This is a genomic window from Enterococcus sp. DIV0876, assembly GCF_050529585.1.
Taxonomy (GTDB): domain Bacteria; phylum Bacillota; class Bacilli; order Lactobacillales; family Enterococcaceae; genus Enterococcus_D.
The window spans coordinates 858,140-874,839 of record NZ_CP172882.1 but is presented as its reverse complement, the minus strand read 5'-3'; the positions used below and the strand labels follow the sequence as shown (position 1 = coordinate 874,839).

Annotated in this window: 17 protein-coding genes; 3 read left to right on the top strand and 14 right to left on the bottom strand. The window is 42.9% G+C overall.

Annotated elements, in window-relative coordinates:
- The first annotated feature begins 99 nt into the window (after positions 1 to 99).
- Positions 100 to 756: a Crp/Fnr family transcriptional regulator gene (locus IGI41_RS04075; RefSeq protein ID WP_430611467.1), complete on the top strand. Its 657-nt coding sequence runs from the start codon at positions 100 to 102 to the stop codon at positions 754 to 756.
- 69 nt (positions 757 to 825) lie between these two features.
- Here the strand turns inward: IGI41_RS04075 and IGI41_RS04070 are convergent, their stop codons facing one another.
- The 11 genes from IGI41_RS04070 to IGI41_RS04020 form a co-directional block, all read right to left on the bottom strand.
- Positions 826 to 1,227, bottom strand: a complete 402-nt coding sequence (locus tag IGI41_RS04070) for an OsmC family protein (protein WP_430611465.1) — start codon at positions 1,225 to 1,227, stop codon at positions 826 to 828.
- Entirely contained in the window at positions 1,224 to 2,114 is an 891-nt protein-coding gene (locus IGI41_RS04065) for an ATP-binding cassette domain-containing protein (RefSeq protein WP_430611463.1), read from the bottom strand. Before IGI41_RS04065 ends, IGI41_RS04070 begins: the two co-directional genes overlap by 4 nt.
- Positions 2,102 to 2,989 carry an ABC transporter ATP-binding protein gene (locus IGI41_RS04060; RefSeq protein WP_430611461.1) on the bottom strand — a complete coding sequence of 296 codons (888 nt, stop codon included), beginning with the start codon at positions 2,987 to 2,989 and terminating at the stop codon, positions 2,102 to 2,104. Before IGI41_RS04060 ends, IGI41_RS04065 begins: the two co-directional genes overlap by 13 nt.
- A gap of 2 nt (positions 2,990 to 2,991) precedes the next feature.
- On the bottom strand, positions 2,992 to 3,822 hold the full coding sequence (locus tag IGI41_RS04055) for an ABC transporter permease (RefSeq protein WP_430611459.1): 831 nt from the start codon (positions 3,820 to 3,822) through the stop codon (positions 2,992 to 2,994).
- A complete protein-coding gene (locus tag IGI41_RS04050) occupies positions 3,822 to 4,781 on the bottom strand; it encodes an ABC transporter permease (RefSeq protein ID WP_430611457.1) in 960 nt (319 codons plus the stop codon). The genes IGI41_RS04055 and IGI41_RS04050 overlap by 1 nt, the downstream gene beginning before the upstream one ends.
- 66 nt (positions 4,782 to 4,847) lie before the next feature.
- Positions 4,848 to 6,431 (bottom strand): ABC transporter substrate-binding protein, encoded by a 1,584-nt coding sequence (locus IGI41_RS04045; protein ID WP_430611455.1) that lies wholly within the window; start codon positions 6,429 to 6,431, stop codon positions 4,848 to 4,850.
- Positions 6,432 to 6,445: 14 nt separating this feature from the next.
- The gene (locus tag IGI41_RS04040; protein ID WP_430611453.1) at positions 6,446 to 7,267 is read right to left on the bottom strand and encodes a MetQ/NlpA family ABC transporter substrate-binding protein; all 822 of its coding nucleotides are present in this window, start codon (positions 7,265 to 7,267) and stop codon (positions 6,446 to 6,448) included.
- 265 nt (positions 7,268 to 7,532) lie between these two features.
- A complete protein-coding gene (locus tag IGI41_RS04035; RefSeq protein WP_430611451.1) occupies positions 7,533 to 8,627 on the bottom strand; it encodes a PLP-dependent transferase in 1,095 nt (364 codons plus the stop codon).
- The gene (locus IGI41_RS04030; protein WP_430611449.1) at positions 8,617 to 9,837 is read right to left on the bottom strand and encodes a MalY/PatB family protein; all 1,221 of its coding nucleotides are present in this window, start codon (positions 9,835 to 9,837) and stop codon (positions 8,617 to 8,619) included. Before IGI41_RS04030 ends, IGI41_RS04035 begins: the two co-directional genes overlap by 11 nt.
- Positions 9,827 to 10,795, bottom strand: a complete 969-nt coding sequence (locus tag IGI41_RS04025) for a homoserine O-succinyltransferase (RefSeq protein WP_430611447.1) — start codon at positions 10,793 to 10,795, stop codon at positions 9,827 to 9,829. The genes IGI41_RS04030 and IGI41_RS04025 overlap by 11 nt, the downstream gene beginning before the upstream one ends.
- A 513-nt stretch (positions 10,796 to 11,308) precedes the next feature.
- Positions 11,309 to 11,923 carry a hypothetical protein gene (locus tag IGI41_RS04020; protein WP_430611445.1) on the bottom strand — a complete coding sequence of 205 codons (615 nt, stop codon included), beginning with the start codon at positions 11,921 to 11,923 and terminating at the stop codon, positions 11,309 to 11,311.
- A gap of 177 nt (positions 11,924 to 12,100) precedes the next feature.
- On the opposite strand from IGI41_RS04020, the gene IGI41_RS04015 reads away from it, so the two are divergent.
- The gene (locus IGI41_RS04015) at positions 12,101 to 13,375 is read left to right on the top strand and encodes a S41 family peptidase (RefSeq protein ID WP_430611443.1); all 1,275 of its coding nucleotides are present in this window, start codon (positions 12,101 to 12,103) and stop codon (positions 13,373 to 13,375) included.
- Between the two features lie 80 nt (positions 13,376 to 13,455).
- Here IGI41_RS04015 and rsmA read toward each other — a convergent pair whose 3' ends face one another.
- The 3 genes from rsmA to IGI41_RS04000 are packed head-to-tail and all read right to left on the bottom strand — an operon-like array spanning position 13,456 to position 15,672.
- Positions 13,456 to 14,337 carry a 16S rRNA (adenine(1518)-N(6)/adenine(1519)-N(6))-dimethyltransferase RsmA gene (gene rsmA, locus IGI41_RS04010; RefSeq protein ID WP_430612728.1) on the bottom strand — a complete coding sequence of 294 codons (882 nt, stop codon included), beginning with the start codon at positions 14,335 to 14,337 and terminating at the stop codon, positions 13,456 to 13,458.
- The gene (gene rnmV, locus IGI41_RS04005; RefSeq protein WP_430611441.1) at positions 14,334 to 14,909 is read right to left on the bottom strand and encodes a ribonuclease M5; all 576 of its coding nucleotides are present in this window, start codon (positions 14,907 to 14,909) and stop codon (positions 14,334 to 14,336) included. The genes rsmA and rnmV overlap by 4 nt, the downstream gene beginning before the upstream one ends.
- Complete coding sequence (locus tag IGI41_RS04000; RefSeq protein ID WP_430611439.1) at positions 14,899 to 15,672, bottom strand: TatD family hydrolase; 774 nt, start codon at positions 15,670 to 15,672, stop codon at positions 14,899 to 14,901. The genes rnmV and IGI41_RS04000 overlap by 11 nt, the downstream gene beginning before the upstream one ends.
- A gap of 185 nt (positions 15,673 to 15,857) precedes the next feature.
- Between IGI41_RS04000 and IGI41_RS03995 the strand changes: the two genes are divergently transcribed.
- Positions 15,858 to 16,577 (top strand): hypothetical protein, encoded by a 720-nt coding sequence (locus tag IGI41_RS03995; RefSeq protein ID WP_430611437.1) that lies wholly within the window; start codon positions 15,858 to 15,860, stop codon positions 16,575 to 16,577.
- Positions 16,578 to 16,700 lie beyond the last annotated feature (123 nt).

The following is a 16,700-nucleotide window of genomic DNA, read 5'->3' as shown; positions in this document are numbered from 1 at the left end:
TTTTTATCTGAAATGTCTTTTAATGAAGCAAGAATATATGAAATTTCAAGCTATTTTCAGGAAAAAACGGGTTGAATTACGCTAAAAGGAGCAATTTGGGTGGAGAAACAGGTATTAAGTGACTATTTAAAGAAAAAAGCGATACCGGTCGTCATTAGAAAAAAGAAAAGCTATTTGACTTATGAAGGGATCCCTGATCGCTATGTATATATTTTAAAAAAGGGAATCATCAGAACTAGCGTTGTGACCCATGAAGGCCGTGAATTCAATTTGCGCTATCTCAATGACTTTGAAATCGTCTCCTTGTTCAAAGACGAATATTCGCAAGAAGTCGAAGCACCTTTCAATGTTCGGGTGGAGTCGGAAGAGGCTGAATTGTATAAAATCGTTCGGGCGCAATTCTGGATGGACGTCAACCACAACCGACAACTTCAAGACTATGTCAAAGAATACTACCGTAAAAATTTGATGGATACGATGAAGAAAATGCAGCAAATGCTGATGAATGGCAAATATGGTGCCGTTTGTACCCAAATCAATGAACTCTACGAAACCTTTGGTGTCGAGACTGACGAAGGTGTCTTGATCGATTTTGAAGTCACCAACGAAGAAATTGCCCGTTTTTGCGGTATTACATCCGCCAGCAGTGTCAACCGGATGATGCAGCGTCTGCGAGAAGCTGGCGCCTTGCAGAGTGTCGATCGCAAGTTGCTGGTAAAAAATATTGAGATGATTCGGGAGAATATCATTTATTGATGATTCGCGTTATATAAAAAAGACGATCATCACGAACCGCTATTGGCTCGTGATGATCGTCTTTTGCATTTAGATAAACACCACTGTTTCTGTGACTTGGATTGTCGGGTCCAATGATTGTATCACTGGGCAATTTGGCGAGATCAATTTCAAACAGCGAATGGCTTTTTCTTGGTCTGCTTCTGCAACTTTGGCGCTAAATTTGATTTGGATGGCACTGACTGGTTCTGCTTTTTTCTCTGGATCGCGGTCATAACTGACTTCGATCTTGCTGATCTCAGCCTCTATTTTTGAATTTTTCAAAACAGAGCGGTACACATAGCCGCCACAAGCTGCCACAGCGCTGACAAGCATTTGAACAGGAGAGTAGCCCTGTTCTCTGCCTAATATCCAATCGCCGTTTGGTGTCTGCATTTCAAATTTATCATAACCATTATTGCCTTCGTGTATCGTTAATGTTTCGACTGTCATTGTTGTTCTCTCCTTACGTAGTGTCCCTCTGCGACTTCGATCCATTCGAAGTGCGGGGTCAACTGGATGGTTTGATTGATTTCTGGTTGTGCCATAGCTGCGCGAGCCAATACCGGATCAGCAATTGGCGCTGCGGCGAGTAATTTCTTGGTATACGGGTGTTGCGGGTCATCAAAAAGCTGCTGTGTTGGGGCCAATTCAACCAATTTTCCTTGATACATAACTGCCGTTCGGTCACTGATATGACGAATCACAGACAAGTCATGTGAAATAAAGAGATAGGATAAAGAAAACTCTTTTTGCAGCTGCAGCAACAATTGAATGATTTGGGCTTGGATCGATACATCCAATGCTGAAGTTGGTTCATCACACAATACAAAAGCTGGTCGATTGACCACTGCCCGAGCGATGCCGATCCGTTGTCGTTGTCCGCCACTGAAACTTTTCGGCAGTTTATAGACATCTTCACCGGTGATACCCACAATTGAAAGAATTTCTTTGGCCTTAACTATAGCGACTTCTTTACTGTCTGTCAATAAAGGTTCCATCACGAGCTCCAAGGCGGTCATCCGTGGATTCAACGAGGAATACGGATCCTGAAAAATGACCTGCATATGCTGATAAGCCGCTTTTCGGTCACTTTCAGACAAAGACGCAAGATTTTGTCCTGCATAAAAGACCTTGCCCGATGTCAGTTGTTCCAGATTGAGAATACTACGGCCCAACGTTGTTTTACCACTGCCAGACTCCCCCACCAATCCCAATGTTTCACCGCGATGGATCGTCAATGACACATCTTCTACTGCGCGTACTTCATTGACGATCCCCCGCCAATTTTTGCTGCGAAAGGTTTTAGACGCGTGTTCGACGCGGATCAATTCTTCCATGATGCAGCCTCCTGACTCAACCACACCCGATGTGTTGCACTCACTTCTTGCATCGTCAACACATCAGGGAGTTGTTCTTGATAATTGAATATTTTCAACTCTGCATGCTTGTCGCCGAGATGGGCGGCTTGCAGCAATTGTTTGGTATATGGATGAACAGGCTGATAAAAAATATCCTCGGTGGTGCCTTCTTCCACCACGCGACCTTGATACATGACTTTGATATAATCACACATCCCGGCAACAACACCAAAGTCATGGGTCACCAAAACCACGGATAATTGATTTTCTCTTTGCAATGTCTTGATCAACGCCAAAATTTGGGCTTGGATCGTTACATCCAATGCTGTGGTAGGCTCGTCAGCGATTAGCAGTTCTGGCTGAGCCAACAATGCCATCGCAATCATCACCCGCTGCCGCATCCCCCCCGACAATTCATGGGGATATTGTTTCATCCGCTGTGCCGGAAAAGGGATCCCGACTTTAGTCAATTCTTGGATGGCTGCTTCTTGGGCGGCTTTTTTGCTGATGGATCGATTACGGCGAATCACCTCTATTAAGTGATACCCGATGGTTCTTAATGGGTTTAGTGAAGTCATTGGGTCTTGAAAGATCATCGCAATCGGTAATTGACGTCGATTGGTGATTGGTTGTCCATCAAATGTGTAGGTATCAAATTGGTCACTGACATTTTCAGGCAAAAGATCCATCACACTTTTCATGGTCATACTTTTTCCGCTGCCAGATTCGCCAACGATCCCCACCACTTGACCTTTAGGAATCGATAAATCAACGTCTTTGACCAGTCGTTTTTCCCCTTGCTTGTTCTTGAAGGTGACCTGCAATCCTTTGATAGTCAATAATTCCTTTGTCATGGTCACACCTCTCTTTGGAGCACATGTTTGATCATGTCTCCGATATTATTGAAGGAATAAATCGTAAAAATAACAAACAGCCCAGGCAAGATCGCCATATAAGGTGCCCGCTGCAAGCTGTTTTGGGCATTTTGCAACAAACTGCCCCACGATGCCATTGGTTGCTGGATCCCTAATCCAAGGAAACTCAATGCGGATTCAGTCATGATAGCGCTGGAAATACTTGCGGACGCTGCCACGATCAATGTCGGCAAGACTGCTGGAAACACGTGTTTGAAAATGATACTGATCGATGAACGGCCAATAAATTGGCCATAAGCGACGTATTCTCGTTCCTTTGCAGCTAGGGTCTCCCCACGAATCAACCTGGCGATACTCATCCAAGAAAAACCACCGATCACGATAATGATCGTGGATAAACCAGGACGCAAAAAGACACTCAGTACGATCACAAGTACGAGCCATGGAATCGATGAAAGTACATCAACAATGCGCATCAACAGGCTGTCCAGCCATCCGCCAAAGTATCCTGCAGTCAACCCGACCAAAGTACCGATCAACGTGGCGGTGATCATCGCTAAGACACCTACCAGCAAGGATACCCGACCACCGTAGACAACACGGATAAAGTAATCGCGCCCAACTTCATCTGTCCCAAAAAGATGGGTCAAACTAGGCGGCTGTGACATGTTGCTGACATCAGTTGCATTCGGATCAATGGGAATCAAAGGCGCAACCAATGATAAGATGATCAACAACGTCAAAAAGAGGACAGAAAAGGTGTAAACAGGTGATGAAAAAATCGTTTTGCCAATTGTTTTTACTCGTTTCACTACTTGCTCCCTCCTTTACGTATCCGCGGATCGACCACTGAATATAGGACATCCGCCAGCAAATTCCCCATAATGACTAAAGTGGCGGATAAGAGCATGATCGCCATGATCACTGGATAATCTAAGCTTTTGGTGGCACTCATCAAATAAGGTCCGACACCTGGCCAGCCATAGATCGTTTCCGTAATGATCGCGCCGGTGACCAGCATCGGCAATGCCAACCCGATTTGGGTCACAACGGGAATCAAAATGTTTCGGCTGATATGCCGACTAAAGATTTGCCATTTGCTGGCATGGAAGGCTTGCTGCACCATCACATAATCTTCTGAAACTTGTTGTGTCGCTGACGCCCGAATATATCTGGTCAAATCTGGGAAGAAAGCCACCGTCAAGGTAATATATGGCAAGATGAAGTGTTGCATAAAATCGCCAAAATCCCCTTCTTTGCCGACAGTATGCATCCCAATAATTGGGAACATATTCAATAAATAACCAAAAACGTAAATCAAAATCATGGCAAACCAAAATGTAGGCACAGCAATCCCCAAGGAAGCAACTGCATCAATGATTCGATCCCAGATTTTGCCTTTGTTGGCTGCTGCCAACAAGCCTAAAACGATGGCTAGGACCAAAGCGGTCAAATACGCTGGCAAGACCAAGCGAATCGTATTCGGGATGCGGGTAGCCAATTCTGATGAGATACTGTTTTGGGAAACCAAAGAAAAGCCTAGATTTCCGGACAAGATATTTTTGATCCACAGAAAATATTGGACCAAAAATGGTTGATCCAAACCATAACGCTGACGCAGCAGATCAACTTGTTCTTGCGTCATATTGGGCGTTGTGATCGAATCAATCACATCATACGGGGCAATATGTATGAGAGAAAAAACAATAAATGAAATAACGAAAAGCAAGGGAATGGCTTGCAAGATTCGTTTGGCAATGTATCGGAACATGATTAACCTACTTTCTTGTTCATCAAAAAAAGGCTGTGATAAACACGCTTTATCACAGCCAACGGATTACTTGATCGTCAATTTAGACATATCTTCGAAAGTGTAGATTGGAATCAATGACGCATCCTCTACATTTCCGATTCGGTTATTGACCGCTAAAATTTTCTTATTGTCAACGATTGGGTAGATGATTGCTTCCTCTGCGACCACTTGCTGCAATTCATTGTATAAATCAGCGCGTTTGTCAGCATCTAATTCAACAGCTGCTTCAGCGAACAAGCTATCGATAGCGTCGATTTTGGCTTGGAAGTAATTTGATCCACCACCGGTTGTAAATAAACGGGCATATAAATCAGGATCATTCCCCATGATGTAGCCACCAAGGAACAAGTTGTATTTGGTTGAGTCCGCTTTGTTCAACTCAGTGAAAATAGCTGTACCATCGCCGCCTTCAAGGTTGACCGTGATGCCTGCTTGCTGTAGTTGTTGTTGGATCAGCGTTGCTTGAATCGTTTGTGCTGGATCTGTTGATGTGAACGCAAGGTTCAATGTCAAATCAGAAACGCCAGCTTCTTGCAATAATTCTTTGGCTTTATCGACATTGGTGTCATATTTTTCCACATCATCAGTCACGTATGGATTATTGGGCGGCAAGAATGAATACGGTGTATCGTAGTATTCATCGCTTAAGTATGCCCCTTGATTCAATTCATCTTTGTTCAGTGCATATAATACCGCTTGACGGACTTTGACATCTTTTAACGCATCGGTATTTGTATTCAAACCTAAGTATCCGATCCGGTTTTCTGTATAAGGATACACTGTGATTTGAGAATCGTCTAAGTCTTCAATGTCTGAAGGCAAGACAACAGTTGCATCGACTTCCCCTTTTTGCAAAGCGACTTTCGCGGTATCGGTACTTTCAATGATTCTAAGTGTCACATTTTTGATTGAAGGGGCGCCTTCAAAATAGTTTTCATTGGCTTCGAAAGTGAAGTACTCGCCGCGCTTGTATTCTTTTAACTTGTAAGGTCCTGTCCCTACTGGTGATTCTGGCAATTCTGCTACTGAAAAGTCTGAGACATCTTTGTAAATATGTTCAGGAATGATGTATGTTTCTGTCGCGATATTGCTGACCGCCGATGCACTAGGTGAAGGTAAAACGAATTTCACTGTGTAATCATCGACTTTTTCAATGGATATTGGTTGATCTTTCACCCATAATGAGTCAGCATTGCCATTTTCTTTTTTGACTTTTTGCTCATATGTGAATACTACATCATCAGCAGTAAAGGCTTCTCCATCAGACCATTTGATGTCTTGTTTCAATTTAACCGTTACTGAAAGGCCATCTTCTGCAGCTTCAACGGAATCAGCCAACACATTTTTGGTGGTACCATCCGCTTCAACGGCTACCAGCGGTGAATAAATCATGTTGGTGACAGTCAACCCCCAACGGTCACTGGTGTTGATTGGGTTTGTTGATGAAGGATCGCCACTGATTGCATACGTGAAAGTTGAATCATCTGCTGTTGCAATCGTTGAATTATTTGTCGTTTCGTCTGTACTATTTGAAGAACCGCAAGCTGCTAGAGCGAATCCTAACCCGATCACAGCAATACTTGCTAAACCTTTTTTCCAATTTATCATATTTATCCTACTTCCTATTCCCATACAGGTATACTCGATTTTTTTGTAACTTCATCTATAATTGCTTTCACTTCATCCGTCTGATAATACTTGACGACGGTTTGATACACGTCATTGTCTTTTTCATCTGCTCGTGCCGCGATCACATTGTAATAAGGCGTCGAAGAATCCGCCACCGGTTCCAAGTAAATCGCATCTTCAGTTGGAACCAACCCAGCATCTACTGCCATGCCATTATTGATCAGTGAAATATCAACATCTGTCAAGGCCCGTGCGGTTTGATTGGAATCCAACAGTTCAAACACTAGATGTTGAGGATTGTCAGTAACATCGTTGGTGGTCGGCAGCAACCCTTTTGATTCATCTAATGTAATCAACCCGGCGGTCTGCAATAACAACAATGCGCGGCTTTCATTGGACACATCATTGGGCAGTGCTACTGTGGCACCATCTGGCAACTCGCTGATGTCAGTGATCTTCTCGGAATAAATGCCTAAAGGATTCAGTGTCGTATAGGCGATCGTCGTATTGGAATAGCCGCTTTCTTCATTGACATTGTCCATGAAAATCTCTGTCAATGCGGCATGCAAATCGATCGAGCCATCTTCTAAGGCAACGATGGGTTGCCGATAATCCGTGAATTTCACCAATTGCAAATCAATGTTTTCTTCTTTTAATGCTTCTTGGACATGTTCCCAAGCCTCATTTTGTTCTCCGACAACACCTAATTTCACAGTCGTTTCTTCTGTGACATTGCTGTTGCCGCAAGCGGCAAGCGCTCCTGCTGTCAATAAGCTAACCAAACCTACTGACAAGCGAACCAAATATTTTTTCATCTTCCTTTTATCCCCTTTTATTCCCTCCTCAGATCAGTCACTTGTCTTGATCGAATGCCTCTCAAAGGCACCTAGGCCAATTGCATATAGGCGATTTTGCAAACACTAGTCAAAACAGCCAGTATCTAAGCAAAGACATCGGAATGACCATTCATATGTAGTGTAACTTTATCCTATACATCTGAAACTGTCAATAAAATTACTTCATATGAATAGGCATGTAAATCGTCTGAATGCCTATATATTAGACTGACCTTTGAAGGGCTTATTGAAATACTTGTAATGCTTGTTCCAAATCATTGATCAAGTCTTGCTGACTTTCGATACCAATCGATAGTCGCAACAGATCTGGGGTCAATCCATATGATTCCCGTAAATTTTGGGGAATATCCGCATGGGTCTGCGTTGTTGGATAGGTGATCAGACTTTCCACACCTCCTAAACTTTCAGCAAATGTAAATACCGTTAATGCCTTCAAAAAGGCACTGATTTTCTCCGCGTCTTTGACTCGGATACTGACCATGGCACCAACTTCAGGATAAAGGACCTCTTTGACCAGTGGATGTTTTTTCAAAAATGCAACGACCTTTTTGGCGTTGGCTTCTTGTTTCTCCAAGCGCAGCGGCAATGTCTTCAAGCTGCGAATAAACAACCATGTATCGAAACTACTCAATGTCGGTCCAGTTGTATTGGCAAGGAAATGCAGCCTTTCCCCGAGGGCTGCCTCTTTGGCCACCACGACCCCAGCCAATAGATCATTATGTCCAGACAAGAACTTGGTTCCTGAATGGATCACGATATCAGCACCTGCTTCTAAGGGCAATTGTCGCAATGGGGTCAAAAAAGTATTGTCGACGATCAAAAGGGCATCATATTGATGGGCGATCTTGGCCGTTGCAGCAATGTCTGTGGTCGTCATCAATGGATTGGTGGGTGTTTCTAGAAAGACTGCCGTTAATCCAGCTGTTGCTTTGTCTGCCAGTTCTTCAATGGTACTGAAGGTGTCAAAAGTTGCGATTTGTCGTTTTTCCAATGCATCGAAGTAGCGAAAACTGCCGCCATAAAGATCTCGAGAAACCAGAAAGCGACTACTACTGGGAAACAAATCGAAAATCAAGGCGATCGCGCTCATGCCTGAACTGGTGACCACTGCTCTGGCACCTTTTTCCAGCTGTGCGAGACCAGACTCCAAAATATCCCGTGTGGGGTTTTTAGTCCGCGTGTAATCATAGCCGGTACTTTGACCTAATTCTGGATGGGCAAATGTGGTGGATAGATAGATAGGTGCGCTGATGGCCCCCGTTTGTTTGTCTGAATGATTGCCTAATTGTGCGAGAAATGTTGCAATATCAATTGTCATGTAAATCCTCCTCGAATCTATGATGCTGTTTATAGGTGTCGATTGCTTGAATCAATCGATCCAAAGCAGTTTGAATGATCGTTGGGGTTGTCGCAAGATTCAAACGAATAAACCCATCATACGCTTGCGAAAACCAAGCACCGTAATCAACAGCTAATCCAGCGCTGCCTTGTACCAGTTTTTTGATGTCTGCCACCTTTAAGCTGCGCAAATCGATCCATAATAGATAGGTTCCTTCTAGTGGGGCAATTTTGGCTTCAGGTACTTTTGCATGCAGCTTTTTTGCAACATAGTGGGCATTTTGCGTAATGATCGCTAAGATATGGTCCAACCAGCTGTCACCATCTTGATAAGCCGCTTTTGCTGCTGTCAGCCCAAAGATGTTGACTTCCGTTTGTTTGTATTTTTTTGCCCACACATCATATTCCTGTCTCAGCAAGTCATTGGGCAACCAGATATGAGACAAGAGTAACCCAGCTAAATTAAAGGTTTTTGAGGGTGAATTGACCACAATCAGCCCTTGAAAGCCAATCGCTTCTGCTACAGTCACCGTCGATACGAATCGTTGTCCAGGAGCTATCAATTCCCCATGGATTTCATCAGCGATCACCAGTACTTGATGTTTTTGGCAAATTGCCAACAATTGCTTTATTTCATCAAAGAGCCAAACCCGCCCGACAGGATTATGCGGTGAGCAAAAGATAAATAGTTTCACTGCTTCTTCTTGGATTTTACGTTCAAATGCAGCAAAATCAATCTGATAGGTTTGATTTTCGGCAATCAACGGTGCCGCGATCAATCGTCGTTTGGTGTCCTTGATACTATCAAAAAAGGGATAATAAACAGGTGGTTGGATCAAAACGGCGTCTCCCGCTGTTGTGAAACAATGAAGCAAATCATACAAGGATTGGACAACACCTGTGGAAAACCTGAGCCAACAATCTAGAAACTGCGTTTGCCAATGACGGTCTTGCCATCCTTGATAGGCAGCAACGTAATCTGTCGGGACGATACTATATCCGAATACCCCTTGCTCGACACGGCGGTACAATGCTTCAGTCACAGCAGAAGGGGCCGAAAAATCCATATCTGCCACCCATAGTGGCAGCAAATCTTTGCCGCCAAAGCGTTGATCCACCAGATCCCACTTCAAAGAATCCGTATGCTTGCGGTCTTGTGCATACGCTGAAATAAAAGCCTCAGTCATCATTGATACGCGCTCTCCCTTCTAACTCGTTCCCAATACGATAGCCTTCTTTGGTCGGTTGGATCGTCAAATCATAAGGTGTCCGTTGATAGGTTTCATTGACCCAATTACTAAAAAATAAGGACGCATGTCCACGCCAGCGATTGGTGATTTTTCCCCCTAGGCGATCGTCAGCAAAGTAATTTTTCGGTAAGGGGGTCTCTAAGCCGCGCGCTAGATCTCGTAAATATTCTTCCTTCAATGTTGAGGTATGGTATTCAAAATGACCGAGTAAAAAGACATTTTTATGATCCTTCGATACAAAGATCGTTGGTCCAGTATCGTCGCCGGCAGCCAATACTTCCAGCGATGTTTGCTTCAACTGCGCTTCATCGATGCCCGTGTAACGGGAATGGGGTGTGAAAAAAACATCATCAAATCCCCGCACTAAAGGATGAAAGTGGGTCACCGCCTGTTCAAAAACACCAAATAATTTTTGTGGATAACGGACCTTATCGACACCATAGTGATAATAAAGTCCAGCTTGGGCTCCCCAGCAAATATGAAGCACAGAGGTGCAGTTGGTTTGGCTCCACTTCATGATGTCTTGCAATTCTTGCCAATAATCAATTGCTTCAAAAGGTATTTTTTCTACCGGTGCACCGGTGATGATCAACCCATCAAAACGCTGCGGTTTGATCTTAGAGAATGTTTGATAAAACTTTTCCATATGATTCAAAGACGTGTGCTTACTTTCATGGCAAGTCATTTTTAATAATGTGACATCAATCTGCAAGGGGCTTTGAGAAAGCAGCCGCAACAGCTGATTTTCCGTTGCAATCTTTTGCGGCATTAAATTGACGATGGCGATTTTCAAGGGACGGATCTCTTGCTGCACCGCCTTGTGCTGCAATAAAGCAAAGATATTTTCTTTTTGCAATAGGGAAGCTGCTGGCAGTTCTTTAGGGATAATGATCGGCATTTCTTTCTCTCCTTTTGATGTAATGGGCCATTGCTTATTGGGGAGTTGTCTTTTTGGGTCCTGTACAAATACAAAAAAGCCGCCCCTTTTGCCTTACGGCAAAAGGGACGACTGATACGCGTTACCACCCTCATTCGTGCTATTCTCACAAATAACACCTCAACAGTACACTAAGATACTTGGCGCGGTAACGGGCGCATACCGTTTGTTTGGCGTGAACCAAATAAAAACTCAGAGTTCATCTTCACACATCGCCGCATGTCTCCTTTCTCACCAACCGGAGTCTCTGTACCTTTGTCGATTTGCTACTCTTCTCTTCAACGTTCATCAAATTCTTCACTTAATTTCCAAAAATTATAATTGTTTTTTCATCTACTGTCAACGAGAATATTCTTGTTTTTTTACTTTTCACTATAAATGGAATCGTCAAATAAAATCGCCGTCCCTCTTTTTGCAGATCGCCGCTATCGAAAACAGCGCTGGATTTATACCAGCGCTGTGAGAAGCTTTATTTTATGATGCCATACTTTTTTGTTTTTTCAAAAAGCGTTGTTTCGCTTGTGTGAATGCTTTGATTTCAAATTGCTTACTCAAAGCACCAGCAACAAAATAAGCCAAATTGAAATCAATCAGACTATGGATCAGGCCACCGATCCCCATCAAAACGAAAAGGAAATAGTAGAAATTCCCATCAAAAGATGTTCCAGGCACATTACCTGTAAAGTAAAACAGTGCCACGACCCCCATTTCAACCGCAGAATGAATTAGACCAATCACCAAATTAAAAAATTGCAGCCGTCCATTGAAGAGCGAAGGCTTGCCGTTTTTCAAAAGAATGCTTGAATGTTTTTGTAGATAGATCGCACCTATCATCGCAAAAACCACATGAGACAATGCCCGTAGTGCGATTATCGGCGGTAATGACAAAAAGAACCCAAATGTAGTACCCAATGCAACTGCGATCGCCATTGCAGGTGAGAAAAACATCGCAACAAAGACTGGTACATGACTCGCTAAAGTAAACGATGCTGGACCAATCACGATTTTTGGCATGACCATTGGTATCACGATCCCCATCCCGATCAATAATGCAGCAATGGTCAAATGACGTATAGAATGATTTTTCATTTTCCTAACTCCCTCAATGTGTCTTGACACGTTTAATGAGCTTATTCTACCTGTCTTTCACTGAGGTGTCAAGACACAAAAGATCAAAAATCATGCCTATAAGCATCAGACACGCGGCTTGCATATAAAGACATATGTTACAATAATCACATACTATTTATCTTTAGGAGTGAAGGCATGTTAAGAAAAATGATTTTAGATATGACCACGATTTATTATCAAGCATTGAATCTATTCCCCTACTGGACTGACGCTTTACTAAAAGAATGGGACAAGCATTATACAGATTTAATCATGACGGTTACTAAAGATACATCTCTCAATGATTTCTATCAAGGTTTGATGCGCTTTGTGTCCATTCTGGATGATGGCCATTCACTTGTCTATCTACCCAAACAAATCAAAGAAAAAACCAGCTACTTCCCTTTTAAGCTTGAAATCATTGAAGACAAACTGGTCATTGTTGCGTGTACGCCTGACTATAAGCCCTATCTTTTTGAACCGATAAAAGAAATCAATGGCATGGCTGCTGACGCGTTTTTAGATTTATTGTGTGCCCATTATTGGCAATCTAATGTGTCACTATCACTCATTTATTTTCAACACAACCCATCCTTTCTGTTATCCGAAGATCCATTTACAATTACATTTGAAGGAAACGATACAATCGCGTGTAGATTCCTAAGGACGCAAATACAGTGGGCCGATTTCCCTGTAGATGAATCTATGATAGCTGGCCAGCTCTTATTTAACAGTCCGCATCTTTTAATGATTAAAGTACAAAATAAGCATATCGTCAAAATCAAAGATTTTATGGATCAGAAACTTGTAGAAACATTCTATCAACACTTACCGATCTTGCAAGAAAGCCAAGAAATCATTTTCGATATACGCGGTAATTTAGGCGGTAATTCTGGTTTTGCCAATGAAATTGCGCAAGCTTTTTTCGATGATCCACTTCATACGGAAAAGGTTGCTTATCAAGAATCAAATGCTGAAAGATATGCCGATACAACACAAGCGCTTTATCATCATACCGAAGACGACTATCGTAACCACGAACAGTTCATTTACCTCAATCATCAGTTTCTGATAGAAAAAGATGCATTTGATTCCTATGCACATAGACAAGGTGTTTTAAAAGATAAAAAAGTGAAACTGTTGATCGATCGCCAAACGTACTCTTCTGCCGAAAACTTCGCTATGCTGTTTGATCAAAATGAACGTGCGCTGATTATTGGCGAACCTACTGCTGGCTCTACGGGTCAACCTGCACTGATCAAACTGCAAACCGGTGGGGTCTTTATGGTCACGGCAAAGAAAGTGATCCACCCTAATGGTAAAACCCATCATAATGTCGGTATTCTTCCTCAAGTGACCTTGAAGCGAACATTGGCTGATAAAAATAAAGATGATGTATTGAAAAAAGCACTCGCTTTGATCCTAGACTAACTGCTAAACACAAATAAAACCCAACCAGTGGGCTAAGGCTCAGACTGGTTGGGTTTTGTTTCATCATAGATTGACACAGGTTACTTGCGTGCCAACATCTCATTACTCAAACGTGCGAATTCTGCTAGCGACAATGTTTCTCCTCGACGTGTTGGATCGATGTCACTGGCTTCTAAACTGGCATGCAACCAAGCTTTGGTGGCTTCATCTTTGCCATAGGTATTTTGCAGATTGTTCCATAGTGTTTTGCGGCGTAAATGAAAGGCTGACTTGGTCAACTTGAAGAACTCTTTCTCATCTGTCACAGCAACAGCCGGGGTGTCCCGTCTGGTTAATTTTAAAATAGCTGAATCAACATTTGGTTGTGGCACAAAAACAGTCTTCGGTACGATGAAAGCCAATTTGGCTTCCATGTAATATTGGACCGCGATCGATAAGGACCCGTAGGCTTTGGTGCCAGGAGACGCAGAAATTCGATCTGCCACTTCTTTTTGCATCATGACCACCATTTCTTGTACCGGCACATTGGCTTCCAAAAAGTGCATCATGATCGGTGTTGTGATGTAATAAGGCAAATTTGCTACGACTTTCAGCGGTAATTCTTGGTCAAAAGCAGTCTGAATAGTGGTCGCTAAGTCAGCTTGCAAAACATCTTGGTGGATGACTTTGACGTTGGGATAAGGCCGCATCGTATCTGCCAATACAGGTATCAAACGATCGTCGATTTCAAAGGCCACAACTTGTTTGGCATGTTTGGCCAATTGCTCCGTCAAAGCGCCAATCCCAGGTCCAACTTCAATCACATTGGTTTCTTCATTGATTCCAGCAGTTTCAACGATTTTACGTAAAATATTGGGTTCTGTCAAAAAGTTTTGCCCTAAGCTCTTTTTGAAGGTAAAGCCATGTTTTGCTAATATTTCTTTGGTTCTCGAGGGGGTAGCAATATCTCGTTCTTCCATTATTGTTCATCCTCCACTATTTTCATCGCAGCCGCGAATTCGGCTTCTGTGATCCGAAACATGGCCAGTCTTTTTTCTAATTGTTTACCATTGGTATAACCGATCCGCAAAATATCGCCAAGACGTTCTCGTTTTTCTTTTGCCCCTGGACCTGCAATCAGGCCAAAGGCCAAAAGTAGTTGGCGGTCGATTGATTGGCCTTCTGTTGCTGCTTGTTCATGCATAGGTGTTACGACTTTTTGCAAGGCTTCTCGCAGCGCTTGATGACTCGCATGTTCTACACCAAGGCTGCCTTTGCCTTTAGGTGCTGCTTGACTGCGGGGCAAAAAAGCGTGTTTGGCATCTGGGACTGCTTCCATAATGATTTTGCGAATTTTTTCCCCTGAAAAATCTGGATCTGTAAAGACGATCACGCCCCTCGTTTCTTGGGCTAGTTCGATTTGATCCAAAATGCCTTCATCGATTGCTGATCCGATGGTTTCAATGGTGTCGACATCGAATACTTCTTGAAGTCGACGCGTGTCGTCTTTGCCTTCAACGACAATGATTTCTTCGATCCGCGGTTTAATTGCCATTGATTTTGAACAAGCGATGGGCATTTTCTGTTGTGTAGCCGGCGACTTGTTGGGGAGACTCTTCCCGTAGCGCAGCAATTTGATCCACGACATAATGGGTGTAGCCTGGTTCATTACGTTTGCCTCGATATGGAACAGGCGCCAGATAAGGTGCGTCTGTTTCAACCAGCAAACGGTTTTGAGGCACGATTTTGGCTGCTGCTTGCACGTCCAACGCTTTCTTAAAGGTCACAACACCACTGAAGGAAATATGCATGCCTAGATCAAGGAATTTCTTGGCCCATTCATCATCACCACTAAAACTATGCATGATCCCGCCAATATCGTACACCTTCTCATCTTTCAAAATCCTATATGTATCCTCGATTGCGTCACGGGTATGGATACTGATTGGCAAATGTCGTTCTCTTGCAATTGCAATTTGTCGGCGGAAGACCCGTTCTTGAATATCTTTTGGATCTTCCATCCAATGATAATCCAAGCCAATCTCTCCTAAGGCAACCACTTTGGGCAAATCCAGTCGTTCTTCTAAGAACTGCTCAACTGCTGCTGTATAAGTTCCTGCTTCAGTAGGATGCCAGCCAATAATACTATAAATGAATGGATATTCCTGACTTAAGGCCAGAGATTTTTCCACTGTAGGCTGGTCAAAACCAACCACCGCCATCTCAGTGACGCCAAGTTCTTTGGCTCGGGCAATCGTTTCTGGAATATCTTCATTGAATTGTTCTGCGTTTAAATGGGTATGTGTATCAAAAATCATGATTAGCCTCCTTAGTTCTCCTATACTCTAGCATATTTTGGCGCTTTAAGAAACGAATCACGGTTGCTTTTTTCGCTGACTTTAGAAAACTTTCAGCAAGTGACAAAAAATCCGCCTCAAGATGGAGGCTGTTTCGTCAACATTCTCCTATACTAATCATTAGATAGATACTTGGAGGTGTACTCATGGAAAAATCAAAGGTTGTTGGCAGCCGCTTTTTTTCAAATGATTCAACAATACGAACAAAGCCTAGCATGAAGAAAAGATATCAGTATTACCGCCAACAAAACGCGCATCAACAATTTGATCAAGATTTCAAGCGCAAATTCCAACATGACTTTCCGAATTTTGCCACGTGGTTGAAACTGCAGCAGCAAGTGCCACAAACCAATCAAATCAATACACTTTCTCATTGGTTGATCATCGGCAGTTTTGCCCTTATAACAGTCGCGTCATTCACGCATCAGCTCTTATTCCTTTTTGTTCTTTTGATGATTGCTGCGTTGATCAAAGGTCCTGGTATGATTTTATGGGGTGTGCTTTACTCCTTTCTTGTCAGCTTATTTCCACCGTTGGGTCTTTTGCTTTCTGCCCTATTCTTTTTACTGACGATTCGACAGCTGACCAAGAATATGACCTTTGTCCTATCTGCACTTTATTTCTACACGTTTCCCTTCGTGGTCACAGCGTTGCACCACTTCACTACTTGGAATGATCAATGGTTATTCTATGGCGGTATCGGTGTCGCGTTGATCAGTGGGCATTTGATTTTGAAACAAAACTACCGATTTGCGTCAAGCCGCGGTGTTGCTTGGGCGCTGATTACTGTTCCATATGACTGTATCATGGCGCTTGTACCAAAAAAACATAAAGGACGTTTATTTAAATTTTCAAAAGTGAAATAACATAAAAATCATCCGAATCCCCTTGTTTACATGTGGGGATTCGGTTTTTTTACGGTGATCGATCGTTTTGCTTGCTGATTTTTTTATTTAGTTTTATTCTAATTGTTCGATTGCATTTTGTGG